This window comes from Actinocorallia populi (assembly GCF_002995495.1).
Lineage (GTDB): Bacteria > Actinomycetota > Actinomycetes > Streptosporangiales > Streptosporangiaceae > Actinocorallia > Actinocorallia populi.
Genome location: NZ_PVZV01000001.1, coordinates 529,713 through 553,251 on the forward strand (window position 1 = coordinate 529,713; position 23,539 = coordinate 553,251).

The window sequence follows — 23,539 nt, forward strand, 5'->3', positions numbered from 1 at the left end:
CGTAAGGCGGTGCCCACGCATCGGACAATCCGTGACACCGGTGGTCGCGCGACCCGCCAAGGCGGTCGTCCCTTGGCGGGTCGCGCGAACCGGATCGGCGGGGAGCGGCTAACGGAAGGCTTCGGCGTTCTCCTGCGCCCATTGCGCGAAGGTGCGGGCCGGGCGTCCGAGGAGCCGCTCGACGGTGTCCGTCACGGTGTACGCCTCCTTGGGCGGGTCGGCGTACCAGCCGACGACGTGGTCGATGGCCTCCTGGGAGGCGCCCGCCTGACGCATCCGCTCACGTGCCTGCTGCTCGGTCAGCTCCACGAACCGGATGTCGCGGCCCAGGGCCCGTCCCAGAATGGCCGCCTTCTGCGGCATGTCCAGGACCTCGGGCCCGGTCAGCACGTACTCCCTGCCGGTGTGGCCGTCCTCCGTCAGCGTCCTGGCGGCCACGGCGCCGATGTCCGCCTCATGGATCATGTTGCTGAGGGTGCCGCCGAACGGCTCGCGCACCACGCCTTCGGTCCTGACGGAGTCGACCCAGTTGAGGGCGTTGGACATGAACTCCTGCGGCTGGAGAGCGGTCCACGGCAGCCCCTCGGCCGCCACCGCCTTCTCGACCGGCCCCGGTTCGCCGCTCCACAACATCGTCACCTGCCGGACGCCCCCCTCGGCGGCCAGCCTCGCGATCCGCGGCCCCGTACGCAACGCGGCGCCGTCCCCGCCGTCGAACGTGATCAGGTGCAGGGCGGTCACGCCTTCCAGCGCGGGCGCCAGGCCGTCGGGAACCGCGAGGTCGCCGACCGCCACTTCCGCGCCGCGGGGCAGCCGGGCCCTGGCGGGGTCACGGGTCAGGGCCCGGACCCGGTGCCCTTCCCTGAGCAGCTCTTCGACCGCATGGCGGCCCACGTTCCCGGCGGCCCCCGTGACCAGGATGGTCATGGCGATCCCTTCCTCGTCGGATATCACCGCGACCCTAAAACTTGAAGTTCACTCGAAGTCAAGATCAACTCATTCGGAACCCGCGAAGCCGTTCCCCTGAGCGGCGGCGAACCAGTCGGTCGCCGCCGCTCAGGGGAACGTCCGTAAGAGACCTACCGGTCAGGAGCCGCCGGGCGCCGGACCGTTCGCCTCTGGAACAGGCCTCAGTAGATCGGGATGCCGTAGGCGGCGCCGGCGGGGAGGTGCCTGCCCGTGAGGAGTCTGTGCAGGGACTGTTCGGTGTAGAGGTCGGGGGTGTCAGGGGCGGAGAGCTTCACGGGGGTGCCGTAGGCGCTGAAGACGATCTTGAAGTTGACGGATGTGGCGGACTTGGCGTCGGGGTAGGTCAGCGTCACGTCGAGTGCTCGGACGTCGCCCTCGGAGTCGATGTCGACGGTGCCGCTGCTCGACTCGCGGCCGAACCACTTCTTGACGGCCGGGGTGGTGAAGGAGTAGCGCTCGCCCGTCCATCCCGGGCCGCCGGCGGGGCCCTCCTCCTTGACCTGGTCCGCCTTGCGGATGGCGTCCAGCTCGCCCTGCGGGTCCTGGGCGAAGGACCGGGTCGAGGAACCGAAGCCCCAGGTGACGTGGTCCATCGGCAGTTTCAGCCAGGCGTTCTCGCCGAGGGGCACCATGACGGGCTTCCAGCCCTTCGGCACCTTCGGGAACTTCCCGTCCTTGTCGGGGGACCGCATGCCCCTGGAACTCTGCATGGACTCGGGCAGCTTCTGGTACCCGGTGTCCCCGAGCATGATGATCCGGCCGCCGTCCGGCGCCTCGAGGTGGCCCGAGTCGCTGCCGGGGTCGAAGTCTCCCGTCAACGGGAACGGGTCCCCGCCGGGAGAGGCCTGCGTGACCATCTCGACGTGGTAGGGCTTGCCCTCGTTGCGGGCGACGGCCTCCAGGACCGTCGCCTGGGCGCTCTGCGGCGTCCAGACCACGGTCAGCGCGACGGCGGCGCCCGCGGCGACCGCCCCCGCGGTCAGGCCGGCGAGGACGCCACGACGACGGGCCGGACGCCGGCGGACGGGCAGGTCCAGGCCGTCCAGCAGGTCGATGCCCGGGGGCCGGTCCTCGCCGGCGACGGTGAGCAGGTGCTTGAGTTCGGCCATGCCGTACTCCTCGTTCTCGTCAGGAGACACTGTCACCGCTCCACACCTCCGCGCTCCGTTCCTTCGTTGACAACGACCAGCAGGTCTTTCGGAAGCGACGCGCGTAGCGCCGCCAGCCCCCGGTGGGCGTGCGTCTTCACCGAGCCGACCGAGATCCGCATCAGCTCGGCCGTCTGCGCCTCCGACAGGTCCTCGAAGTAGCGCAGCACGAGCGCCGTCCGCTGGCGCGGCGGAAGCGACCGCAACGCCTGCCTGACCACCTCGGCGACCGCGTGCCGGTCCGCGGCGTCGTCCGCCGACCCGCGGTCGGGGATCTCCGCCAGCGGTGTCTCCCGCCGCCAGCGCGCCCGCCACCAGCTCCGCCGCGTGTTCACCATGATCCGGCGCAGGTAGGCGTCCGGCTCTGTCCCGGTGTCCAGCCGTTCCCACACCCGGTACAGCTCCGTCAGCGCGGCCTGGGTCAGATCCTGTGCCGCCTGCCAGTCGCCGGTGAGCAGAACCGCGGTGTGCAGATGCCGGTCGCCCCGGCGCCGCACGAAGTCGACGAAGTCCACGCACTCTCCTTCAGGCAGGTCCCCGACCGGGAACCGGTGCCCGCAAACACGCGGCGAACCCCACCAAAGGTTGACATGAACCCCGCGTCCGCCTGAGGGAGGGGGAGGATCTCCTCCCTACCGGGCGCCCGTGCTCGCCCTGCGCGTTCTCCACCCCCATGAGCGTGGGAAACATCTGCGAGGCCACGCTCGCCGGTATCCTGCACAGCCCCGCCGAGAACCGAGCCGACGCCGCCGCCCACGCTGCGCGGCCCGAACGACGAAGGCGGCGGCTCCGACGACGAAGGCCGCCCGGGCTTCCCCGGCGACGACCGCGACCACGGGAACCGACGACGAGATGAGCGGTGACGTGCCTGAGCCCGCGTGCCTGGACCTGATCCGCCCGCACACCGGGCGCGTCACCGATGTGCGGCCCGCCCGCGGCAACAGCTCGGCCACCACCGTGCTGATCGACGGCGAGCGGGGGTCGTTCTTCATCAAGGCGGTCCCCAACCGGCGAGGCTGTCGCCGGGAGTCCCTCCTGCGCGAGGCCGCCATCAACCCCTACGTCGCACCCGCCTTCTCCCCGGTGATGCGCTGGCAGGCCGAAGACGAGAACTGGATCGTGCTGGGATTCGATCAGATCGACGCCCGGCCCTGCGCCTTCGAGCCCGGCTCGGCCGACCTGCCCGCGGTCGCCGGTCTCCTCGACCGGATCGCCGCGGTCCCCCTGCCGGACATCGCCCGCGACTGGCCGGAGACCCGGTGGAACGCCCACGCCACCGACGCCGAAACCGCCCTCCTCCGAGGCGATGCGCTGCTGTACACCGACATCCACCCCAGCAACGTCCTCATCGGCGACGACCGCACGTGGGCGATCGACTGGGCGTGGCCCACCCGCGGCGCCGCGTTCATCGCCCCGGCGCTCTTCGCCGTCCAGCTCATCGCCGCCGGCCACACCCCGAAGTCCGCGCAGGACCGGGCCGCCGACTGCACCGCCTGGCGCACCGCCGATCCGCGCGCCGTCGACGCGTTCGCGACCGTGAACGCCCGGCTGTGGCAGGACCGCGCCTGCCGATGGCCCGAAGCCTGGCTTCGGGCGATGGCCGACGCGACCCGGCAGTGGGCCGCCCACCGCGGCCTCTGACGGAGAGCAAACAGAGCGGAGCGGGCGCGACCGGGTGCCGGAAAACGGTCAGGCCCTCCGCACGTCGCCGTGCGGAGGGCCTGACCAGGGGCGGAGGTGGCGAGATTTGAACTCGCGATGGGCGTGAACCCAAACCGCATTAGCAGTGCGGCGCCATAGACCGTACTAGGCGACACCTCCAAGGCCCGTAAGAGCCAGTGCAAGGGTACCGGTAGTCGGGTGGTGCGGCAAAGCGGTTAGCCCTCGACGGGACCGCAGTGTTTTTCGAACGAGCCCGCGGCGGTGGCGAGCCTGCCGCTGGCTTCGAGGGCTTCGGGGCCGCCGCTGGGATCGCCGGAGCTCTGGGCCTTGGCGAGCTGGTCGAGGGCGTCGGCGACCTGGGTGCCGGCGGTCTTGACGTTGTCGTCGGAGGAGGAGTCCGCGGCGGAGCGGATCTTGGTGGCGGCATCAGAGTAGATCTTGGTGAAGTCGCCGTCGCCGGTGCCGTTCTCCTCGGCCTGGAGGGTGCCGATGGACTTGATCGCTTCCTTCATCCGGTCGCAGCTGGCCTGCTTGTCGACGCCGTCGCCGCCTCCGCAGCCCACCGCCGCGGGCAGCAGCGCGACGGCCAGGAGAACAGATCTGAGACGCATGGAGACTCCAAGTGAGAGGCACCGTCGGGTGCCATGACCTTAGTGGCCGGGCGGCAGGGCGGGGTACCCCCGGGGCCGGGGGACGGGAAAGTCGTGTCCGAGGTCGGCGTCGCCGCGGAGCCTGGTCACGGCGCGGGAGGCCGTCGACTTCACGGTGCCGACGCTGACGCCGAGCCGTTCGGCGATCTCCGCGTCGGAGAGGTCGGCGTAGTAGCGCAGGACGAGCGTCGTCCGCTGGCGGTCGGGGAGGCGGCGCAGGGCGCGGTGCAGGCAGTCGCGCAGTTCGCTGCGGCGGGTGCAGTCCTCCACGGGGGAGTCGGGCGGGTCCGCGGACGGGTGGATCTCCAGTCTGCGGCGGCGCCACCAGGAGATCCGGATGTTGACCATCGCGCGGCGGACGTACCCGTCGAGGGCGGCGCGGTCGTGGATGCGGTCCCACGCCAGGTAGGTCTGGACGAGTGCGGTCTGCAGGAGGTCCTCGGCCTCCGTCGGGTCCGCGGTGAGCCCCCGTGCGATGCGCAGAAGGGCGGGACCGCGGCGAATCACATAGTCGGCGAACTCCTTATGTACCGGATTATCCATAATAATCCCCGCCTCCAAGAGCCGGCTCTCAGCCGTACCCTGACACGAAGATCGTCATTACGGTTTCCAGTAATTCCCAATTTCGGGTCAACCAAGTACGAAGAAACTGTATCCGAGAGTGAAAAACCCATCCGCAGAACAGCGAGTTATGGACAAATTGGTCGACATTTGGCCTGCGGCGGGTAACTGTTGACAACACCGTGTGGGGCAGACTTGACAGCAGGGGGTGAAGAAGGGTGTCAACGCACCGACGCCGCAGATGGAGGTCCGCGGTCCTGGGCGCTCCCGAGCGGCTCCTGCCGGCCGGCGAACCCCCGTTGCCCGTGATCGAAGGACGCGTCGTCGACTCCAGCCCCCACCTGCTCGTCCTGTGGGCGAAACCGGCCGGGGGAGGCACCGGACACCGCGAGTACCGGGTGCCCATGTCCGACAAGACCTCCGTCTGGCACGGCGGGCGCGCCGGACACGAGGCGCTGCGGCCCGGCCGGGACGCCGTCGTGCGTCCCACCGCCGACGGCCTGGCCGCCGACCGGATCTGGGTCGAGATCACCCGGGTCAACGGGACGATCCTCTCGGTCACCCAGAAACGCGAACGGCGGGGCCTCCTGCACCTGGTCGAGGTCGACCAGGGCCCGCACCGGCCGCACATCCGGGTCGCCATCCCGCCGGAGAGCCTCGGCAAGGTCCTCGTGCGGCACCCGCTCCTGCTCCCCGGCCAGCTGTTCGACGTGATCGCCCGCAAGACGGGGGAGGAGCCGGTGGCCGTCCAGCCCGGCAGCGCCCAGCCCGCACCCCTGACCTCCCCTCCGCCCGGCCCCGAAGGAGGCGTGTTGCGGGGAACCGCCACCTGGTACCCCGCCCCCGGGCGCGGCGCCGCCTACCCCCGGCTCGAGGCGCTGGGCGACTCAGGCGGCTGCCCCGACGCCCCCGACCCCTGCGCCCAGCTGCCCTACCTGTCACTGGGCAGCGCCCTGGAGGTGCGCAACGACTGCACCGGCCGCGGGGCCGACCTCGACGTCGTCGAATGCGGCTGCAACGCGGCGCTGTTCTGCGACCGGTGCGTGGAGTGCGGCACCTCCCCCCGCGGCCGGCTGGTGGAGCTCACCAGGGCCAGCTTCGTCGAACTCGGGGGAGATCTGGATGTCGGCTGCTTCAACGTGTCCGTGGCGGTGAACCGGTGACGCTCATCCTGCTCGAGACCCAGCTGCTGGTCGTCATCTTCATGTTCGCGCTGGCCGTCCTCGGCAAGCTGCACGCGCCCAAGGACCGGCTCAAGGTCCTGGCGATCCTCGTCGAGTGCGCGTTGTGCGTCCTGCTCCTGGTCTCGGCCCACCTGCTGGTGCGGCTGGCGACCGCCATGCTCCTGATCTCGGCGACCTGGGTGCTGGACGAGCTGCGCGTCCTGCGCCCCGGCCAGGGCTGCGGCTGCTTCGGGGTGCTCAGCACCGTCCCGGTCACTGCGATGACGGTCCTGCGCACCGGGCTGCTGGGGCTGGCCGCGGCCGCCGCCGTCCCGGTGCAGCGCGCCGGCCTGGAGGTCCTGCTGGACCTGCCGGGCTGGCGCTCCATGGTGTTCCTGGCCGAGGTCGGCCTGATCGCGGCGCTCTCCCCGGAGATCTCGACGGCGGTGCGGCGGCGGCCCGTCCCCTGCGAGCGCCGGGCCGTCCCGCTGCGCGAGACCTTCGCCGTCCTGCACGCCAGCGAGCCCTGGCGCCGGTACGGGCTCGCCCGCAGGTCCGAGCCGGCGGAGGTCTGGCGGGAGGCGTGCTGGCGGTTCCTGGTCTACCCGCTGGAGGACGGAGGCGAGGTCGTCTTCGCGGTCTCGCTGGCCGACGGGCAGGTGCGCGCGGCCACGGCGGACGAGGAGCTCACCGCCCCGGTGGCCGAGCAGGACGATCTTCAGCCGTCTAACGCCCTCTTGACCAGACACTAGAGAGCCGTAGATTCCCCTGGCCAGCGGATTCTACGGCTCTCTAGCAGGAACACTAGAAACCCTTAGACAACACTTGCCATGACCGTCTACGGCTTTCTAGCACCAGAGCTAGAGAGCCGAAGATTCACGCAGGCTGCTCCCGCAGGAACCTCCCGAAGTGCGGCACGGTGAACGCCACCGTGCCGCGTTCGGCGCTGAAGATCAGCCCCTTCTTGATCAGCCCGTCCCGGGCCGGGGACAGGCTGGACGGCTTGCGCCCCAGCTCGTCGGCGACGGACGCGGTGGCGACCGGCTCGTCCCCCAGCACGGCCATCGCCCGCATGTAGTCGCGCTCGGCGGGGGTGGCCCGCTCGTAGCGACTGCCGAAGAAGCCGACGGCCAGCTCGCTCTCGGCCTCCGGCGCGGCGACCTTGATGTCGTGCTCGGTGATCGGCGAGGTGGGCGCCAGGTCCCAGACGACCTTGGCGTAGGCCTGGACGAAGTACGGGTAGCCGTCGGCGGCCTCGTACAGGGCGTCCAGCGCCTCGGGGGTGAAGGTGACCTCCTCGCGCTCGGCGGGGGCGAGCAGCGCGTGGTCGGCGGCGTCCCGGTCGAGGCGGTCGATCCTGGCGTAGCGGAAGAGCCGTTCGGAGTAGGACTTGCTGGCGCTCAGCACCGCGGGGAGGTGCGGCAGGCCCGCCCCCACCACGATCAGCGGCCCGCCCGTCTGGGACAGCTCGTGGCAGGCGGCGCACAGCGCGGACACGTCGTCGGGCGGCACGTCCTGCATCTCGTCGACGAACAGGCCGATGCCGACGCCGAGGTCGGTGGCGACCGAGGCGGCGTCGACGAACAGCTCGGTGAGGTCGATCTCCAGGTCGCCGGAGTCGGCGCGGCCCCGCGCGGCGGGCACGTTGATGCCGGGCTGCCAGCGGTGCGCGGGCGCCTTGGCGGCCCGCCCGGCCTGCGGCGGCTCGGCCTGGGCGAAGGCCTTGAGCACGCCGAGGAACTTCTCGATGCGGTCGGGTGCGCGGTGGCGGGGCGCCAGCTCCCGGATCGCGGTGTGCAGGGCTGCGGCGACCGACCGCCGGATCGACTGCTCCGGCCTGGCCTCGATCTTGCCGGTGCCCCAGAGCCGCTGGATCGCCATGGAGCGGAAGGTGTTGAGCAGGACGGTCTTGCCCACCCCGCGCAGACCGGTGATGATCATGCTGCGTTCCGGGCGGCCCCTGGCCACCCGTTCCAGCACCACCTCGAACTGGCGCAGCTCGCGGTCGCGTCCGGCGAGCTCCGGAGGTCGCTGGCCCGCGCCGGGCGCGTAGGGATTGCGTACGGGGTCCACGGTCTCGGACTCTATGAGGGCGTATAGCTGCGGCCGTAGATTTCCGTAGAAACACTTACGGCGTGTCGCCATAAGGGTCACAATTACCCCCAATCCGTACGCTCGAAGATGCGTTCGACTGATCGCTACGTTAGCGCACATGTGTTCGAGCTGTCAGCAGCACCGGGGAAAACCCCGCGGGTCGGCATGGGTAGGCTCTGGGCATGGACGAACCCCGCTGGCTGGACGCTGCCGAGCAGGGCCACTGGCGCGCGTACCTGGAGGGCAGCTCCCGGTTGTGGGAGCGGCTCGACCGCGACCTCAAGGCCTCCCACGGGCTGACCATGCCGGAGTACGAGATCCTGGTCCGCCTCTCGGAGGCACCCGACCGCCGGCTCCGCATGGCCGAACTGGCCGTCATGGCCTACCAGTCCCGCAGCCGGCTCTCCCACACCTGCTCCCGGCTGGAGAACAAGGGCCTGGTCCGGCGGGAGGCCTGCCCTGACGACAAGCGCGGCATCAACGCCGTCCTCACCGACGAGGGCTTCGCGGTCCTGGAACTGGCGGCCCGCGACCACGTGCGCACGGTGCGCGCCCACTTCATCGGCCTCGTCTCCCCCGAGGAGCTCGAGGTCATCGGCAAGGCCTTCACCCGCGTCGCCGCCCAGGCCGACTGACCGCCGCCCGCCGGTCTCCACCGCCGGTACCGTCGGCCTTCGCCCGCGCCGGCCGACCACCGCGCGGTCCGGTCTCCACCCGGCCCGACCGCCGCGCGTCCGGCCTCCGCCCGCACCGGACGGCCCGCGCTCACCCCAGCCCGGTGGCGAATCCCAGTGACAGCAGGGTGAGCACCACCCAGCCGAGCATCATGCCGAACCCGTACGGGCGCCCGTTCCTGCCCACGCCCCAGACCAGGAACGAGCCGAAGCCGAAGGCGACCACGACGAGCACCACCGCCTGCACGCCCGTGCCCGCGCCGCTGTTGTGCATCGGCGCCCACATGACGATGAGGTTGATCAGCGCGTAGGCGAGGAACCCCGCGGCACCGCGCACGACCTCCCCGGTACCCGGGGGGTCGCCGAGGAAGTCGGGCCAGCTCAGCCCCAGCCCGTCCTGGGCCGATCGGGCCGAGGGGGCCTCCTGCATCTCGAACAGCTCGTCGGAGAGAGTCGGCCGTTCGTCCGGCTCGGTCATGGGCGATCCTGAGGTCATGGACGGTTCACGGGCTTTTTCGATAGTCGCTCTGGGGGCCCTCCTCCTCGCGGGAACGGCCGCATGTGGCCAGGACGAGGAGGGCGGCGAGCCGACCGGGACCCAGACCCGATCGCCCCGGCAGGCACCCGCGGAGACGCCTTCTCCCACGGAGCCTGCGGAGTTCAGGTCCGAGATCAGCAAGGTCACCGCGGAGCAGTTGCGCCATTCCTGGCGCGAGGGCTGCCCGGTTCCGCTGTCCGGGCTGCGCATGATCACCATGACTTACTGGGGGTTCGATAACAAAGCACACGAGGGAGGCAAGCTGGTCATCAATGCCAAGGTAGCCCAAAAGATCGCCGGGGTCTTCGAAAAGCTCTACGAGGACCGCTACCCCATCCACAAGATGGTCCCGGTCGACGAGTACAAGGGCAGCGACTTCGACTCGATCGAGGCCAACAACACCTCGGCGTTCAACTGCCGCCAGGCCACCGGCTCGTCCAACTGGTCGCGCCACGCCTACGGCATGGCCGTGGACATCAACCCGTGCCAGAACCCGTACGTCTCCACCAGCGGGGAGATCGCCCACCCGAGCTGCAAGAAGTACTACCGCACCCGCGACCCCGAGGCCCCGGGCGTCATCACGGCCGGGGACGACGTCGTGAAGGCGTTCCAGAGCATCGGCTGGAAGTGGGGCGGCTACTGGGAGGGCACCAAGGACTACCAGCACTTCTCCGACAGCCGCTGAGGGCCGTCCCGCCCTGATGGTGCCGTACGGCCGCAGCGGGGGCGCGGACACCACTGCGGCCGTACGGGGTTCTGGCGAGGCTCGGGGGCCGCCCTCGGGCGGTCGGGCGTGCCGTGAAGAAGCCTCCGTACTCCGAAGAATTACCCTCCCGGACGCCGCCAGGTGGCCCGATTCCCAGAACTCGTCCTGGACCGGCCTCGTTTTCCGTATTTTCGTCAACCAGGGTTGACATGGCCGAGCCGTCAACCTAAGTTGACATCATGACGGATGGAGAACAGCTCGCCCGCGAGGCGGGCAGCCGGGACCCGGCGGTGGGGCTGCGCGCGGTGCGGGCGCTCCGGGAACTGGCCGACCGGCTGGAGGCCCTTCAGGTCGGCAACGCCCGATCGCTGGGCTGGTCCTGGCAGGAGGTCGCCGACGCGCTCGGCGTCAGCCGCCAGGCCGTGCACAAGAAGCACCGGAGCACCGAACCTTCCCTCTTCACCAGGCTCGGAAAGGACACCTGAAGATGTTCGAACGTTTCACCGGGAGCGCCAGGGCCGCGGTCGTCCAGGCCCAGCAGGAGGCCAGGGCACTGGGCCACGACCGGATCGAGGCCGGCCACCTCCTGCTCGCCCTGACCTCGGTGGAGGGCGGCGCCGCGCGGACGCTGGACGCCTGCCTCCCCGGCCTCGACGGGCTGCGCGCCCGCGTCCGCACCGAGATCGACGGGCTCGACCCCGACGTGCTGGCCTCGATCGGCGTCGACCTGTCGGCCGTCCGCCGTGCCGCCGAGTCCGCCTTCGGGGAGGGCGCGCTCGACCGCGGGCGCAAGGGGAGGCGGGGGCACCTGCGCTTCACCCGCGAGGCCAAGAAAGTGCTGGAGCTCGCCCTGCGGGTGGCGATCCACAACGGGCACCGGTTCATCAGCGACGGGCACATCCTGATCGCCCTGCTCATGCTGCCCGAAAGCGCCCCCGTCCGGGCACTCCTGCACGCCGGGGCCGACCTGGCCGCCGTGAAAAGCACCGCACTTCAGGAAATAGCTTCTGAAGCTGCTTGAAAATTATACGAATAGTTACAATTGCCGACTTCTTGGATACGCTCCGAGATATGGCAGAGAACGAACAGGATCCCGCCGGGAACACTCAGCAGTTCCGCTCGTTCGCCCAGCGGGAGGGCGGCGAGCCCGACCCGGACTCCCGGACCGACATGCCCGCCGGCCTCTTCCTGGCCGTGATCTCCCTGGCCGCGCTCATCGCGGTCGTGGGAGCGATCATGCTGATCGTCTGAGCGGAGGGTGTGGGATTCGAACCCACGGGACCCGTGAAGGCCCGGGCGCTTTCAAGGCGCCTGCACTCGTCCACTATGCGAACCCTCCAGTGCGCACACCACGATAGCGGGCGCGGCCCGCTACCGCGCCCGCTATCGGTAGCGTGAGGCCATGCATGCGATCTCCATCCTCGAACCCGGCGGCCCGGAGGTGCTCTCCTGGCTGAAGGTGCCCGATCCGGTGCCCGGACCTGGCGAGGTGCTCGTCGACGTGGCCGCCGGCGCGGTCAACCGGGCCGACGTCCTCCAGCGGCTCGGCTTCTACCCGCCGCCCGAGGACGCCCCGGCGTACCCGGGCCTGGAGGCCTCGGGCACAATCAGCGCGGTGGGCGAGGGCGTGCGCGGTTGGACGGTCGGCGACGAGGTGTGCGCCCTGCTCAGCGGCGGAGGCTACGCCGAGCGGGTCGCGGTGGCGCAGGAACTGCTGCTGCCCGTGCCCGCGGGCGTGTCCTTGGTCGAGGCCGCGGCCCTGCCCGAGGTGGTCTGCACCGTCTGGTCGAACGTCTTCATGCTCGCCGACCTGCGCCCCGGGGAGCGTTTCCTGGTGCACGGCGGCGGCAGCGGCATCGGCACCATGGCCATCCAGATCGCCAAGCAGCGCGGCGCCGAGGTGACCTGCACCGTCGGCACCGACGAGAAGGCGCGGCGGTGCGTCGAGCTGGGCGCCGACCACACGGTCAACTACCGCACCGAGGACTTCGTCCAGGCCGGGGAGTTCGACGTCATCCTCGACAACATGGGCGCCAGGTACCTGGACCGCAACATCTCCGCGCTGGCCCCCGGCGGCCGGCTGGTGGTGATCGGGATGCAGGGCGGCACCAAGGCGGAGCTGGACCTCGGCAGACTGCTGGGCAAACGCGCCTCGGTTCACGCAACCTCGCTGCGGGCCCGCCCGTTGGAGGAGAGGGCGGCGATCGTCGCCTCCGTACGGGAGAACGTGTGGCCGCTGCTGGAGGCCGGGACGGTCCGGCCGGTGATCGACCGGGTGCTTCCCATGCCGCAGGCGGGGGAGGCTCACCGGATCATGGAGAGCAGCGGGCATTTCGGCAAGATCTTGTTGAAGACTGGGGAGTCATGAGCGAACAGCAGGAACCGCAGATGTTCATCGTCGGACCCGGGGACCCGTCCTCCGGCAAGGCCGACAAGGACGAGGACGGCCCGCGCTCCCTCACCGACATGGTCGAGCAGCCGGCCAAGGTGATGCGGATCGGCGGCATGATCCGGCAGCTGCTCGAGGAGGTGAAGGCGGCGCCGCTGGACGAGGCGAGCCGGACCCGGCTGCGCGAGATCCACACCTCCTCGATCAAGGAGTTGGAGGACGGGCTCGCCCCCGAGCTGGTGGAGGAGCTGGAGCGGCTGTCGCTGCCGTTCGCCTCCGAGGTGCCCAGCGAGTCCGAGCTGCGGATCGCCCAGGCCCAGCTCGTCGGCTGGCTGGAGGGCCTGTTCCACGGCATCCAGACCACCCTCGTCGCCCAGCAGATGGCGGCCCGCGCCCAGCTGGAGCAGATGCGCAGGGCGCTGCCCGCCGGCCTCATCCCCGGCGGAGCCCAGCAGCAGGAGGAGGAGCACCGCGCCAACGGCCCCTACCTGTAGGGGCCTCCGCCGACGGCGTCGGCCGGAAGCCCGCCGCGGGCTTCCGGCCGACGCCGTCCAGGCCGTTCCCGGCTACTTCAGGAGGCGCTTGCGCAGCGCCTTCTTCTCCGCCGGCTTGATGCCGAGTCCCTTGCTGAGGTACTTGTCGAAGCCGCCGTACCGCTTCTTGACCTCAGCGAACCAGGCGTCGAGGAACGACCGCTGGACGTACAGCGCGGGTTTGATCAGCTTCGGGTCGACGTCCTCCTTCTGGAGGTACTCGATGAGCTCCTTGTTGTAGGCCTCGAGTTCCTGGTTGGAGCGCAGGTAGTCGCGGTAGACGGTCGACCGGTCGACGCCGACGGCCAGCAGCAGGATCGCCGACATGACGCCCGTGCGGTCCTTGCCGGAGGTGCAGTGGAAGAGCACCGGCTTGTCGGCCCTGGCCACGGCGCGGAACGTCCGGGCGAACTCCTTGCGGGCCTTGGGGTCGGTGGCCAGCCGCCGGTAGGCCTTGTGCATGGCGGTGATCGCGGGATTGAGCGACGGCGTGGCCAGGATCCCGGCCAGCTCGCCGAACTCGACGGGCGACTTCTGGCGCTTCACCCCGCTGGGGAGCCGGTAGTTCCCCTCGTTCCCGATCTCGCTGCGGGTACGGAAGTCGACGACGCGGGTGATGCCCTTCTTCTTGAGCACGGACATGCCCTCGGAGGTCGCCTTGACCAGGCTCCCCGAACGGTAGACCCGGCCGTAGCGCACCGTCCTGCCGTCCAGGCCGCGGTAGCCGCCGAGATCGCGGACGTTGTGGGCGCCTTGGACATGGACCACGCGGGGAGGCTCCGCGGGCTGGGCGGAAGCCGGGATCGCGGGCAGGCCCGCGATCAGCAGGGAGGACGCCACGAGGGGCAGCGCCAGGACACCAGATCTCATGAAAAGGTACTCTCACAGCACAGGAGGCACTTTGGTCTCACAAATATGGCCGAATCCGGGCAGACTTAGGGTCGCTATGCCGAAACTCATCGCGACCGATCTCGACGGCACGCTGGTCCGCTCGGACGGCACGGTGTCCGAACGCACCGTCGCCGCCGTCGCCCGCGCCGAGGAGGCCGGGATCCCCGTGGTCATGGTCACCGGCCGCCCGCCCCGCTGGATGCACGGCATCGCCCGGCAGCTCGGCCACCGCGGCCAGGCGATCTGCGCCAACGGAGCGGTGCTCTACGACCTGCACACCGAGACGATCGTCAGCCGCCGGACGATCGAGTCCGGGCTCCTCGCCGAGATCGTGGGCCGGCTGCGCGCCGTCCTGCCGGAGCTGGGGTTCGCCGTCGAGTACGGCGAGGGGTTCCTCTTCGAGTCCGACTACAACCTCGGCCGGTGGGACGCCCGGAGCTGGGGCGGCGAGGCCGTCGACGACGACGCCGCGCTGACCGCCCGCCCCGCCACCAAGCTGCTGGCCCTCCATCCGCCCACCGACATGGAGGAACTGCTGCTGCGGGCCCACGAGGCGATCGGCGAACTCGTCACGATCACCCATTCCTCGGGACGCGCCCTCCTGGAGATCAGCGCCCTGGGGGTCACCAAGGCCAGCGCCCTGTCGGACTACTGCGCGGAGCGTTCGCTGACCCCCGCCGACGTCATCGCCTTCGGCGACATGCCCAACGACCTGCCCATGCTGACCTGGGCCGGCCACGCCTACGCCATGGGCAACGCCCACCGGGACGTCCTGGCCGCCGTACCGCTGCACACCGCCTCCAACGACCAGGACGGCGTCGCCCAGGTCCTGGAGTCCCTCCTCGACGCCTCCGCCTGACCCCGGCCCCCCGCCGACCCGGCCGCCCTCGACCGGCGGCCGGCGGCGGATCAGGCGGGACGCGCGCGTGAGCCGTACGCCGGACCGAACACCACCAGCAGCGCCAGGTCCTCGCTCACCTCGTCGAACCGGTGCTCCTCGCCCGCCGGCACGAAGATGACCGAGCCGGGGCCCACCTCGGCCGTGCCGCCCGGCGTCACGATCCTGGCCCGTCCCGCGGTGACCACGTAGACCTCGTCTTCGGTGTGCGGACTCTGTCCGTCGCGGCCCCCGGCCGGTATGCAGTACGTTCCCACCGACAGATCCGGCGTCCTCAGGTGCTCCGCCCAGTCGCCGGCCGCTCCGGCGGGCTCCGTCCACACTCCCGCGCCTTCGATGATCCGCATCGCGAAACCCTAACCGAGGGGCGCTTTCGCGGGAACGCCCGCCGCGGGCCGAGGCGCGCGTGCTGCCCGCCTCGACGGGCCAGGGCGGAGACGAACGACCAGAGCCCCGAACGGGCCGTCCTGGACCAGCGGCTCGCACCGGCTTTCCTCCGCGGCGCCCTCTGTCCCGAGGGCACCGGTCGGTCCGCGGCGCTCTCTTGGATCGTTCTGCGAAGCCGCTGGTCCGCCCCATGGGCGGACCAGCGGCTTCTCGTCTAGCGGCCGTCGCCGGTCGGCGCCTCCCGGTACCTCGGTTTTCCCGGTGAGCGCTGCTCAAGGCCCTGGCGGAAGGCCAGAGCGAGGAGGAGCGCGACCGCGACCAGGCCGCCGCCGGTCCAGACGGGGCCCAGTTCGGCCGCGCCGGTGTTCAGCGCGGCGGCGGCGAGAACGGGACCGGCGGCGGCACCGACGTTGAGCGCCGCGGTGGCGTAGGAGCCCGCCATGGTCGGTGCTCCGGCGGCCTCGTACAGCACCCGGGTGATCAGCGTGCTTCCGAGGGCGAAGGAGAGGGCTCCCTGGGTGAAGGCGAGGACCGCCAGGGCGACCGGGCTGGACGCGGTGAGTCCCAGGACCGCCCAGCCGCCGAGCAGCAGCGGCCCGCCGACCGCCACGACGGCGCCTGGCCGCCGGTCGGAGAACCGCCCGGCGACGTTCACGCCGACGAAGGACCCCAGGCCGAACAGCACCAGCACGACGGGGACCCACAGCGGCCCCAGCCCGGCGACATCGGTGACGACCGGGGCGAGGAACGTGAAGACGCCGAACGTGGCGGCGTTGACCAGCGCGCCCAGGAGGAGCGCCAGGACCAGACGCGGACGCCGCAGTTGGGCGAGTTCCCCGCGCAGGTCCACCGGCTCCCCCGGACACCCCCCGCCGGCGGGGACACCGCGCACGACGCCGAGCGCCGAGGGCACGCACAACATCGCCACCACCCAGAAGGTGGCGCGCCAGCCGAGCAGCTCCCCCAGCAGGGCGCCTCCGGGGACCCCCACGATGGTGGCGGCCGTGGTCCCCGCCAGCAGGACGGCCAGAGCCCGCCCCTTCCGGTCGGCCGGGACCAGCTCGGCGGCCGTGGCGAGCGCGACCGCCAGGAACCCGGCGTTGGCGACCGCCGCGACGACCCGGGTGGCGAGCAGAACCGTGAAACCGCCGGTGACCGCGCCGAGAACGTGCGCGGCCAGGAACAGACCGAGGAGCACCAGCAGGCCGGACCGCCGCGGCCACCGCCGCGCGAGCCCCGCCATGAGCGGGGCGCCCACGACCATTCCGACGGCGAACGCCGAGGTGAGCAGCCCCGCCGACGCGACCGGGACACCGAGGTCCGCGGCGATGTCCGGCAGCAGCCCGGCGAGCATGAACTCCGACGTGCCCATGGCGAAGACCGCCACGGCGAGCAGATAGAGAGGCAGAGGCATCGAGACTCCGAGGTGATGAGGTCAGAGGAGACGTCTCGTCACCGCGGTCAGCGCCCGACCGCGCCCGCCCTCCGCCACCGGGCGAAGGAACGGGACCGTTCAGTGGTTCAGTGGTTCAGGGGGCTGACGGGTGACCGAAAGCCCCCACCCTGGACGCCTCTGGGCTCGACATGCCCGACACGATACCCAGCCGCCCCGCCCCGCGCACCCCGGCCCCGCCCTGCCAAGGAAGTCCGACCCGGCCACGGGGTCCGGCCCGGCCACGGCTCCCAACCGACCACGGGGTCCGGCCCTGTCACGGGTCCACCCGACCACAGGAGTCCGGACCGGCCACGAGGGACCGGCCCGGCCATGGGGTCCCGCACGGCCACGGAGGTCCGGACCGCCGCAGGCGGTCCGCGAGCGGGCGTCCACGTGGCGGACGAGCGGACGGGGCTCGCGACCGGCGAACGCGTCGTTCCTCCCCCGGTCGTCGGCGGCGCGCCGGGCACCGGGCCGGACGCGGCTCAGGCCCGTCACGGGTCGGTCGTGACGGGCCTGAGCCGGTTTCGGGCGGGTGGTGCGGTCAGCGGACGGGTTCGAGGACCTCGCGGCCGAGGTACTTCTGGAGCGCCTGGGGGACGCGGACGGAGCCGTCCGCCTGCTGGTGGTTCTCCAGGATGGCGACGATCCAGCGGGTGGTGGCCAGGGTGCCGTTGAGGGTGGCCGCGGGCTGGGTCCTGCCCTCGGCGTCGCGGTGGCGGATCGACAGGCGGCGGGCCTGGAAGGTGGTGCAGTTGGAGGTGCTGGTCAGTTCGCGGTAGGCGTTCTGGGTGGGGACCCAGGCCTCGCAGTCGTACTTGCGGGCGGCGCTCGTGCCCAGGTCTCCGGCGGCCACGTCGATGACGCGGTAGGGGAGCTCGGCCTTGGCGAGCATCTCGCGCTCCCAGGCCAGGAGGCGCAGGTGCTCGGCATGGGCGTCGGCGGGGTCCACGTAGCTGAACATCTCCACCTTCTCGAACTGGTGGACGCGGATGATCCCGCGGGTGTCCTTGCCGTAGGAGCCCGCCTCGCGGCGGAAGCAGCTCGACCAGCCCGCGTAGCGCCGGGGGAGGTCGGGGACGATCTCGTTCATGTGGTAGCCGGCCAGAGCCACCTCGGACGTGCCCACGAGGTACAGGTCGTCGGCGGGGAGGTGGTAGACCTCGGCGGAGTGGTTGCCGAGGAAGCCGGTGCCCTCCATCGTCTCGGGCTTGACCAGGACCGGGACGTACATGGGGGTGAAGCCGGCCGCCACGGCCTGCTCCATCGCCAGGTTGAGCAGGGCCAGCTGCAGCTGCATGCCCACGCCGGTGAGGTAGTAGAAGCGCGAGCCGGAGACCTTGGCTCCGCGCTCCATGTCGATGGCGCCGAGCTTCTCGCCGAGCTCCAGGTGGTCGCGGGGTTCGAAGTCGAAGGCCGGAATCGTGCCGACCTCCTCCAGGACCACGTAGTCGTCCTCGCCGCCGGCCGGGGCGCCCTCCTCCACCAGGTTGGGGACGGTGCGCAGGACCATGTCGAGCTCCCCGGCGAGGGTGTCGGCCTCGGCCTCGGCCTCCTTCACCTGCTGGGCCATCTCCTTGGCCTTGGCCAGCAGCGCCTGCTTCTCTTCGCCCTGGGCCCGCGAGACCAGCTTGCCGGAGCTCTTCTGCTCCGCGCGCAGCTGCTCGAACCTGGTCAGGGCGGCGCGACGCCGCTCGTCCAGGTCGAGCAGGACGTCGACGACGGCCACGTCCTCGCCCCGGGCGCGCTGGGAGGCGCGCAGCCGGTCGGGATCTTCTCGAAGCGCTCGCAGGTCAATCACACACCCGAGGTTATCGTTCCCGGCGACCTCGACGCCGCCCGATATCCCCAAGGCGACGCGTGCCCGACGGCACGCCGCCCGCGGCTGAACGCGCGCTGACGCGCACCGAACGTTCCCCAAGGCGACGCGTGCCCGACGGCACGCCGCCCGCGGCTGAACGCGCGCTGACCCGCACCGAACGTTCCCCAAGGCGACGCGCACGCGGTGGTACGCCGCTTGCGGGGGCGGGGAAGAGGGAAGGCCGTCTCCCGCGCCGGAGACGGCCTTCCACGATCAATCAATATGGCGGCTTTTCAGCCTTGTGGCATGAAGCGTCCGGTCAGCGGACGTTGACGAACCAGGTGCGGCTGCTGTCGCTGAGGTGGGAGCCGTTGCCCTGGTAGACGACCTTCCAGCGGCCGTCGCGCTTGACGGTGAAGCGCTTGCTGAACTCGCCCTTCTTGTTCACCCAGGCCCAGCCCTGCAGGCGCCACTTCTTGGAGCCGCTGACGCGCTGGTAGACGCCGACCTTGACCCCGCCGTAGGCGCCCCAGGCACCGTCCACCTTGCGCTCGAGCTCGCCGTGGACGCGGATCTTGCCCTTGTAACGCACGCTCTTGGCGGAGGTTCCCGAGACGCTGGTGCGGTAGCGGGAGTCGACCCAGACCTCGCGCTCGGCCTGCAGCCAGCCGTCGGCGACCAGGTTGGGCTTGAGGACGACCTTCCAGGTGCCGTCCTGGCCGACGGTCGGCGTGAAGCGGAACCGGCCCTTGTTGTCGCTGGTCGTCGAGGAGACGTAGGACCAGTTGTTGCCGTCGCCGGTGAACAGCAGGTCGAGGCCCGCCCCCGTGAGCCTCTCGTCGCCGGAGACGGCGATGCGGTTGGTCCGCCCCGTGATGGTCAGCGTCTTGTTCTGCTCGATCGGCCGCGGCGAGGCGCTGAACCCGTCGACGAACGTGCGGTACTGCAGCGCGTAGTAGGCGGTGGCCGCGGCGGACTCGTCGTAGGAGTCGGAGCCGAGGTACTCCGCGGTGAACGTGCCGCTCTTGGGCACGCGGAACTCCGCGATGTACAGGCCGTCGGAGTTGGTCCTGACGATCTTCCGCTTGCCCGCCACGTTGAGCAGGACGTCGCGCCCGCCGAGGGCGCTCCCGCTGGAGCGGGTCAGCTTGCCGCTGACGGTGACCTCGTCACCGATGTGGGCGGGGGCGCGGTCGGTACGGATAGTGATCTTGGTCGCCACCGCGGCGTGGGCCGGGGAGGCGTAGGCGAGACCGCCCACGACCAGGGCCAGGCCGGTGGCTACGCCGGTGATTCTCCGCAACGGGTCCTCCGGGGGGTACGGGTGCCCGGTGATCGGACACATCTGGCAGATGTTGCGTGATCACCGTTTATACCAGGATTCTCAAAGTTTCCCAGGAACCCATGCAACCTTTTCCACCACTCAGGTGTCGGGTTGGACCCACCACAGTGGGAGTTTCGGCACGTCAAACTAGGACTCCGGGCATGGCCTCAGAGTTGGCCCGGAGTCGGAAATTTCTCAGAATTACTTCCGAGTCCAGGTGAATCGGGCAGGCCGTCGCTCCAGGAACGCGGCGATCCCCTCGGCGGAGTCCTCGCCCTCCACCGAGCCGCGCATCCAGCCGTCCACCCGCTCCTCGGTCAGGGAGCCGTCGACGACGCCGTCGACGATGTCCTTGGCCGCCTCCAGGCTGAACTGCGAGCGCGACAGCAGGGTCTCCACGAAGGCGTCCACCCGGGCGCCGACGTCCTCGGCGGTCTCGTCGAGGAAGCCGATGCGCAGCGCGTGCTCGGCCGTGACGAGTTCGGCGGAGTAGAGCAGGTACTTGGCCGACGCCGGGCCGACCAGCCCGGTCAGCCGTCCGATCGCGGTCGGCGGGTAGACGATGCCGATCTTCGCCGGGGTGATCGCGAACCGCGCCCCGTGCTCGGCGAACCGCACGTCGCAGGCGGCGGCCAGCTGGCAGCCGCCCCCGACGCAGAACCCGCGGATCGCGGCGACCGTCGGCGCGGGGAAGGCGGCGAGCGCCTCCTCCGCCCGGGACGACAGGTTGGCACCGCCCCTGCGGTTGATGTCCGCCAGTTCGGAGATGTCGGCTCCGGCGCAGAAGTCGGCCCCGGCCCCGGTCAGCACCAGGACGCGCACGGCGGGGTCCTTGGCCAGGGGCGCCAGCAGGTCCGGCAGCTCCCGCCACATCCGGGCCGTCATGGCGTTCCGCTTGGCGGGGTTGTCGATGGTCACCGTCGCGACGCCGTCGCGAACCGCACACTCCAGGCCCATGACCCAGAGCTTACCTATGGGTAACTTCAACGGCTCCGGTCAGCCCCTGACCCGCGCCAGCCACTCGGCCGCGGCGGCGAAGTCCGCGTCGCCGGTGCCCCGCCGGACCTGCGGGGGCGTCCCGTCGGCCGCCGCGTAGCTGCCGACGAACCGCACGTCGGCGCACACCCGCCGCAGGCCCATCAGCGCCTCCCCCACCCGGGCGTCGGCGACGTGCCCCTCGAAGTCCATCCAGAACAGGTAGGAGCCCAGGCCCGCGCCGGTCGGCCGCGACTGGATGAGGGTCAGGTTGATCCCCCGGACGAAGAACTCCTGGAGGATCTCCAGCAGGGCTCCCGCGTGGTCGTCCCTGATGTAGGCGACGGCCGTCGTCTTGTCCCGGCCGGTGGGAGCGGGCGGCGGGCAGGGCCGGGCGAGCTCCACGAACCGCGTGACGGCGCCCTCGACGTCGTGGACGGAGGTGGCCAGCACCTCCAGCCCGAACCGGGCCGCCGCGAAGGATCCCGCCAGCGCCGCGTCGTACAGCCCGTCCGCGACGTGCTGGGCGGCCTCCGCGTTGGACGTGGAGGCCCGCCATTCGGCGTCCGGCACGTTGGCGGCCAGCCAGCGGCGGCACTGCGGCTGGGCGTGCGGGTGGGAGGCGACCGTCTTGATGTCCCCCAGGCCCGTGCCGGGACGCACCAGCAGCGCGAACTCCACCGGAAGGTGGATCTCGCTGATGATCTGCAGCTGCTCCCCGGTGGCCAGCTCGTCCAGGGTGGTCGGCACCGAGCCCTCGACGGAGTTCTCCAGGGCGACCACCGCCCGGTCGACGGAGCCGACGCGCAGGGCGTCGAGCGCGGCCGGGACCGTGGCGAAGGGCAGCCTTTCGGCCCGCTCCGCTCCGGGAAGCGTCAGCAGCGCGGCTTCGGTGAACGTCCCCTCGGGACCCAGGTAGGCGTAACGGTCCGGCATGAAACAGAAGGGTAACCGAGAGGAGCCGCTGCTCAGCTGTGAACGGGGTGCCCGAAGTCGGGAAGCGGATCGTCCAGGTCCACGACCGGGCCCTTGCCCAGGCGCGCGGCGCGCAGCGCCCGCTCCTCCTCCGGCGAGAGCATCGTGAGGCCCTGGCCGTCCTGGACGACCTTGGCGTAGGTACGGGTCTCGGTACGGCCGTTGATCGAGGTGAGGATGACGCCGTCGCCCACGGAGTTGAGCAGCGCGAGGGAGAAGGACAACCGTCCCGACATCTCCTGCAGCGCGTCGTACTGGACGATCGCCAGGTCTCGGTAGGCCTGCTTGTCGACCCCGGTGGCGACCTGCATCTGCTTGCGCAGGATGCCGGCGCACTCCTCGACGACCTGGCTCATCCGCCGGTGTGCGACCAGCGCCATGGCGAGCCCCGCGATTCCGGCGAGGGCCCCGATGACGGCCACGGTGATGAGCATCACGAGGTGAACATACCCATCGATGCACCGGTATGCGCCTCATCCTGATGATCTGCCGGTGTTTCCCGCCACATTTCGCTCACCAACCAGCTTCCCAAGACGAACAACAGAGCGACCGCGCCCAGCCCGTAAGAGCTCTGCATGATCCTACCGACGGCCTGTTCCCAGAGCGGCTTGGCGGGCTGGATATGGCTTGTTCCCCACCAGGGGATGGAGAGCACATAGAAAAGCCACACTCCGGCCGCGGCGGCGCACCGTCTCAGGTTCCCGCCGTCCCCCGCCAGAGCCCCGATCACCAGGACGATCCAGGCCAGGTGGTGGATCCAGGAGACCGGGGAGACGATCACCGCGAGCAGGCCCGTCACGGCGATCCCGGCCTGCTCGGCCGACCAGGAGTTCGCGGGCGAGAGCCGTCCGGAGGCGCCCAGCAGCGACAGCCTCCTCGCGTACCGGTAACCCGTCCAGACCAGCAGCGCCACAACCGCCAGCCACACCACGACGGTGACCGGGTCCGGCCAGTACATGCGCAGCAGGAAGCCGCGCACCGCCTGGTTGGCGGTGACGTAGTTGGAGCCGACCCTGTCTCCCTCCAGCAGCGCGCCGAACCAGAAGTCCAGCGAGTCGTGCGGCAGCAGGGAGAAGGTGAAGAGCGTGGCGCCCGCCGCGGTGAACAGCGTGTTGACCGCGGCCTCCCGGCGCCGGGTGACCAGGAAGTAGATGAGGAAGACCCCCGGCACCAGCTTGATCGCCATGGCCAGGCCCACCAGCAGCCCGCGCGGCCAGCGGGTGCGGGGCGCGGCGCAGTCCACGACGCACAGCGCGACGAGGAACAGGTCGACCTGCCCGAACCGGACCTGGTCGCGCAGCGGCATCGGGCACAGCAGCAGCGCCACCAGCACGCCCAGCACCAGCGGCGACCAGTCGCCGGCCCGGCGCAGCAGCGGCCGGAATCCGTACCGGACCGACAGCGCCAGCGCCGCGTAGATCAGCAGGACCATGACGACCTGCGCGATGGGCCACGACATCCAGGCCAGCGGAACGGCCAGCACCGCCGCGAACGGCGGGTAGGTGAAGGGCAGCAGCTGCGGCGGCTCGGTCACGAAGGCGTAGATCGGTTCCCCGTGCACGAGCGCGACGGCGGCCGTACGGTAGACGTCCAGGTCCACCAGTCTCTGGTCGGCGGGATTGGTGAGCCAGTTCACCGCCATCGGGGCCAGCACGGCGGCGGCGGCCGCAAGCCCCGCCACCGCGGCGAACACACGTCTCCCAGGTCCGACCATGGGACCATCCTGGCCTAATCCGACCACTAACCTGGGGGCGACCGTCTCGTAG

27 protein-coding genes and 2 tRNA genes are annotated in these 23,539 nt (G+C 71.0%); 11 read left to right on the plus strand and 18 right to left on the minus strand.

Annotation, left to right across the window (positions count from 1 at the left end; genetic code table 11):
• Positions 1-108: 108 nt before the first annotated feature.
• The 3 genes from C2865_RS02650 to C2865_RS02660 form a co-directional block, all read right to left on the minus strand.
• On the minus strand, positions 109-927 hold the full coding sequence (locus C2865_RS02650; RefSeq protein ID WP_106396653.1) for an NmrA family NAD(P)-binding protein: 819 nt from the start codon (positions 925-927) through the stop codon (positions 109-111).
• A gap of 203 nt (positions 928-1,130) precedes the next feature.
• Positions 1,131-2,114: a hypothetical protein gene (locus C2865_RS02655; RefSeq protein WP_157963529.1), complete on the minus strand. Its 984-nt coding sequence runs from the start codon at positions 2,112-2,114 to the stop codon at positions 1,131-1,133.
• The gene (locus C2865_RS02660; protein ID WP_106396655.1) at positions 2,111-2,632 is read right to left on the minus strand and encodes a SigE family RNA polymerase sigma factor; all 522 of its coding nucleotides are present in this window, start codon (positions 2,630-2,632) and stop codon (positions 2,111-2,113) included. Before C2865_RS02660 ends, C2865_RS02655 begins: the two co-directional genes overlap by 4 nt.
• Before the next feature lie 349 nt (positions 2,633-2,981).
• Here C2865_RS02660 and C2865_RS02665 point away from each other — a divergent pair, with 349 nt between their 5' ends.
• Positions 2,982-3,758 carry a protein kinase gene (locus C2865_RS02665; protein ID WP_198652835.1) on the plus strand — a complete coding sequence of 259 codons (777 nt, stop codon included), beginning with the start codon at positions 2,982-2,984 and terminating at the stop codon, positions 3,756-3,758.
• A 91-nt stretch (positions 3,759-3,849) separates the two neighbouring features.
• Here C2865_RS02665 and C2865_RS02670 read toward each other — a convergent pair.
• The 3 genes from C2865_RS02670 to C2865_RS02680 all read right to left on the minus strand — a co-directional run bounded on the left by C2865_RS02670 (position 3,850) and on the right by C2865_RS02680 (position 4,972).
• Positions 3,850-3,938: transfer RNA gene (locus C2865_RS02670), tRNA-Ser, on the minus strand.
• Positions 3,939-3,994: 56 nt separating this feature from the next.
• Complete coding sequence (locus tag C2865_RS02675) at positions 3,995-4,390, minus strand: hypothetical protein (RefSeq protein ID WP_106396657.1); 396 nt, start codon at positions 4,388-4,390, stop codon at positions 3,995-3,997.
• Between the two features lie 39 nt (positions 4,391-4,429).
• Complete coding sequence (locus C2865_RS02680; protein ID WP_106396658.1) at positions 4,430-4,972, minus strand: SigE family RNA polymerase sigma factor; 543 nt, start codon at positions 4,970-4,972, stop codon at positions 4,430-4,432.
• 323 nt (positions 4,973-5,295) lie between these two features.
• Here C2865_RS02680 and C2865_RS02685 point away from each other — a divergent pair, with 323 nt between their 5' ends.
• Positions 5,296-6,153: a hypothetical protein gene (locus C2865_RS02685; RefSeq protein WP_106397447.1), complete on the plus strand. Its 858-nt coding sequence runs from the start codon at positions 5,296-5,298 to the stop codon at positions 6,151-6,153.
• Positions 6,150-6,905: a hypothetical protein gene (locus C2865_RS02690; protein WP_106396659.1), complete on the plus strand. Its 756-nt coding sequence runs from the start codon at positions 6,150-6,152 to the stop codon at positions 6,903-6,905. The genes C2865_RS02685 and C2865_RS02690 overlap by 4 nt, the downstream gene beginning before the upstream one ends.
• 124 nt (positions 6,906-7,029) lie before the next feature.
• Here the strand turns inward: C2865_RS02690 and C2865_RS02695 are convergent, their stop codons facing one another.
• Positions 7,030-8,226, minus strand: coding sequence for an ATP-binding protein (locus C2865_RS02695; RefSeq protein ID WP_198652837.1), 1,197 nt, complete (start codon positions 8,224-8,226; stop codon positions 7,030-7,032).
• A 203-nt stretch (positions 8,227-8,429) separates the two neighbouring features.
• On the opposite strand from C2865_RS02695, the gene C2865_RS02700 reads away from it, so the two are divergent.
• A complete protein-coding gene (locus C2865_RS02700) occupies positions 8,430-8,882 on the plus strand; it encodes a MarR family winged helix-turn-helix transcriptional regulator (protein WP_106396661.1) in 453 nt (150 codons plus the stop codon).
• Positions 8,883-9,012: 130 nt separating this feature from the next.
• On the opposite strand, the gene C2865_RS02705 is transcribed toward C2865_RS02700, so the two are convergent.
• Positions 9,013-9,399, minus strand: coding sequence for a hypothetical protein (locus tag C2865_RS02705; RefSeq protein ID WP_106396662.1), 387 nt, complete (start codon positions 9,397-9,399; stop codon positions 9,013-9,015).
• A 268-nt stretch (positions 9,400-9,667) separates the two neighbouring features.
• Between C2865_RS02705 and C2865_RS02710 the strand changes: the two genes are divergently transcribed.
• The 4 genes from C2865_RS02710 (at position 9,668) to C2865_RS02725 (ending at position 11,416) form a co-directional block, all read left to right on the plus strand.
• Positions 9,668-10,144: a M15 family metallopeptidase gene (locus tag C2865_RS02710; protein ID WP_232835305.1), complete on the plus strand. Its 477-nt coding sequence runs from the start codon at positions 9,668-9,670 to the stop codon at positions 10,142-10,144.
• Between the two features lie 260 nt (positions 10,145-10,404).
• Complete coding sequence (locus C2865_RS02715; RefSeq protein ID WP_106396663.1) at positions 10,405-10,650, plus strand: RNA polymerase subunit sigma-70; 246 nt, start codon at positions 10,405-10,407, stop codon at positions 10,648-10,650.
• Between the two features lie 2 nt (positions 10,651-10,652).
• A complete protein-coding gene (locus C2865_RS02720; RefSeq protein ID WP_106396664.1) occupies positions 10,653-11,186 on the plus strand; it encodes a Clp protease N-terminal domain-containing protein in 534 nt (177 codons plus the stop codon).
• Between the two features lie 50 nt (positions 11,187-11,236).
• Positions 11,237-11,416 carry a hypothetical protein gene (locus tag C2865_RS02725; RefSeq protein WP_106396665.1) on the plus strand — a complete coding sequence of 60 codons (180 nt, stop codon included), beginning with the start codon at positions 11,237-11,239 and terminating at the stop codon, positions 11,414-11,416.
• Between the two features lies 1 nt (position 11,417).
• Here the strand turns inward: C2865_RS02725 and C2865_RS02730 are convergent.
• Positions 11,418-11,504: transfer RNA gene (locus C2865_RS02730), tRNA-Ser, on the minus strand.
• A gap of 63 nt (positions 11,505-11,567) precedes the next feature.
• Here C2865_RS02730 and C2865_RS02735 point away from each other — a divergent pair.
• Both C2865_RS02735 and C2865_RS02740 read left to right on the plus strand, forming a co-directional pair.
• Entirely contained in the window at positions 11,568-12,533 is a 966-nt protein-coding gene (locus tag C2865_RS02735) for an NAD(P)H-quinone oxidoreductase (protein ID WP_106396666.1), read from the plus strand.
• Positions 12,530-13,048: a bacterial proteasome activator family protein gene (locus C2865_RS02740; protein WP_106396667.1), complete on the plus strand. Its 519-nt coding sequence runs from the start codon at positions 12,530-12,532 to the stop codon at positions 13,046-13,048. Before C2865_RS02735 ends, C2865_RS02740 begins: the two co-directional genes overlap by 4 nt.
• Before the next feature lie 72 nt (positions 13,049-13,120).
• Here the strand turns inward: C2865_RS02740 and C2865_RS02745 are convergent, their stop codons facing one another.
• The gene (locus C2865_RS02745) at positions 13,121-13,957 is read right to left on the minus strand and encodes a tyrosine-protein phosphatase (protein ID WP_106396668.1); all 837 of its coding nucleotides are present in this window, start codon (positions 13,955-13,957) and stop codon (positions 13,121-13,123) included.
• A 76-nt stretch (positions 13,958-14,033) separates the two neighbouring features.
• Between C2865_RS02745 and C2865_RS02750 the strand changes: the two genes are divergently transcribed.
• Positions 14,034-14,837, plus strand: coding sequence for a Cof-type HAD-IIB family hydrolase (locus C2865_RS02750; protein WP_106396669.1), 804 nt, complete (start codon positions 14,034-14,036; stop codon positions 14,835-14,837).
• 50 nt (positions 14,838-14,887) lie between these two features.
• On the opposite strand, the gene C2865_RS02755 is transcribed toward C2865_RS02750, so the two are convergent.
• From C2865_RS02755 to C2865_RS02790, 8 genes are all read right to left on the minus strand, one after another.
• Positions 14,888-15,223, minus strand: coding sequence for a cupin domain-containing protein (locus C2865_RS02755; RefSeq protein ID WP_106396670.1), 336 nt, complete (start codon positions 15,221-15,223; stop codon positions 14,888-14,890).
• A gap of 254 nt (positions 15,224-15,477) precedes the next feature.
• Positions 15,478-16,677 (minus strand): Cmx/CmrA family chloramphenicol efflux MFS transporter, encoded by a 1,200-nt coding sequence (locus tag C2865_RS02760; RefSeq protein ID WP_106396671.1) that lies wholly within the window; start codon positions 16,675-16,677, stop codon positions 15,478-15,480.
• A gap of 565 nt (positions 16,678-17,242) precedes the next feature.
• Complete coding sequence (gene serS, locus C2865_RS02765; RefSeq protein ID WP_106396672.1) at positions 17,243-18,499, minus strand: serine--tRNA ligase; 1,257 nt, start codon at positions 18,497-18,499, stop codon at positions 17,243-17,245.
• Positions 18,500-18,818: 319 nt separating this feature from the next.
• Positions 18,819-19,802 (minus strand): hypothetical protein, encoded by a 984-nt coding sequence (locus tag C2865_RS02770; RefSeq protein WP_106396673.1) that lies wholly within the window; start codon positions 19,800-19,802, stop codon positions 18,819-18,821.
• Positions 19,803-20,024: 222 nt separating this feature from the next.
• Positions 20,025-20,780 carry an enoyl-CoA hydratase/isomerase family protein gene (locus tag C2865_RS02775; RefSeq protein ID WP_106396674.1) on the minus strand — a complete coding sequence of 252 codons (756 nt, stop codon included), beginning with the start codon at positions 20,778-20,780 and terminating at the stop codon, positions 20,025-20,027.
• Between the two features lie 39 nt (positions 20,781-20,819).
• On the minus strand, positions 20,820-21,734 hold the full coding sequence (pheA, locus tag C2865_RS02780; protein ID WP_106396675.1) for a prephenate dehydratase: 915 nt from the start codon (positions 21,732-21,734) through the stop codon (positions 20,820-20,822).
• A 32-nt stretch (positions 21,735-21,766) separates the two neighbouring features.
• Positions 21,767-22,207, minus strand: coding sequence for a DUF4446 family protein (locus tag C2865_RS02785; RefSeq protein WP_106396676.1), 441 nt, complete (start codon positions 22,205-22,207; stop codon positions 21,767-21,769).
• Positions 22,207-23,487 carry a glycosyltransferase 87 family protein gene (locus C2865_RS02790; protein WP_106396677.1) on the minus strand — a complete coding sequence of 427 codons (1,281 nt, stop codon included), beginning with the start codon at positions 23,485-23,487 and terminating at the stop codon, positions 22,207-22,209. Before C2865_RS02790 ends, C2865_RS02785 begins: the two co-directional genes overlap by 1 nt.
• Positions 23,488-23,539: the final 52 nt, after the last annotated feature.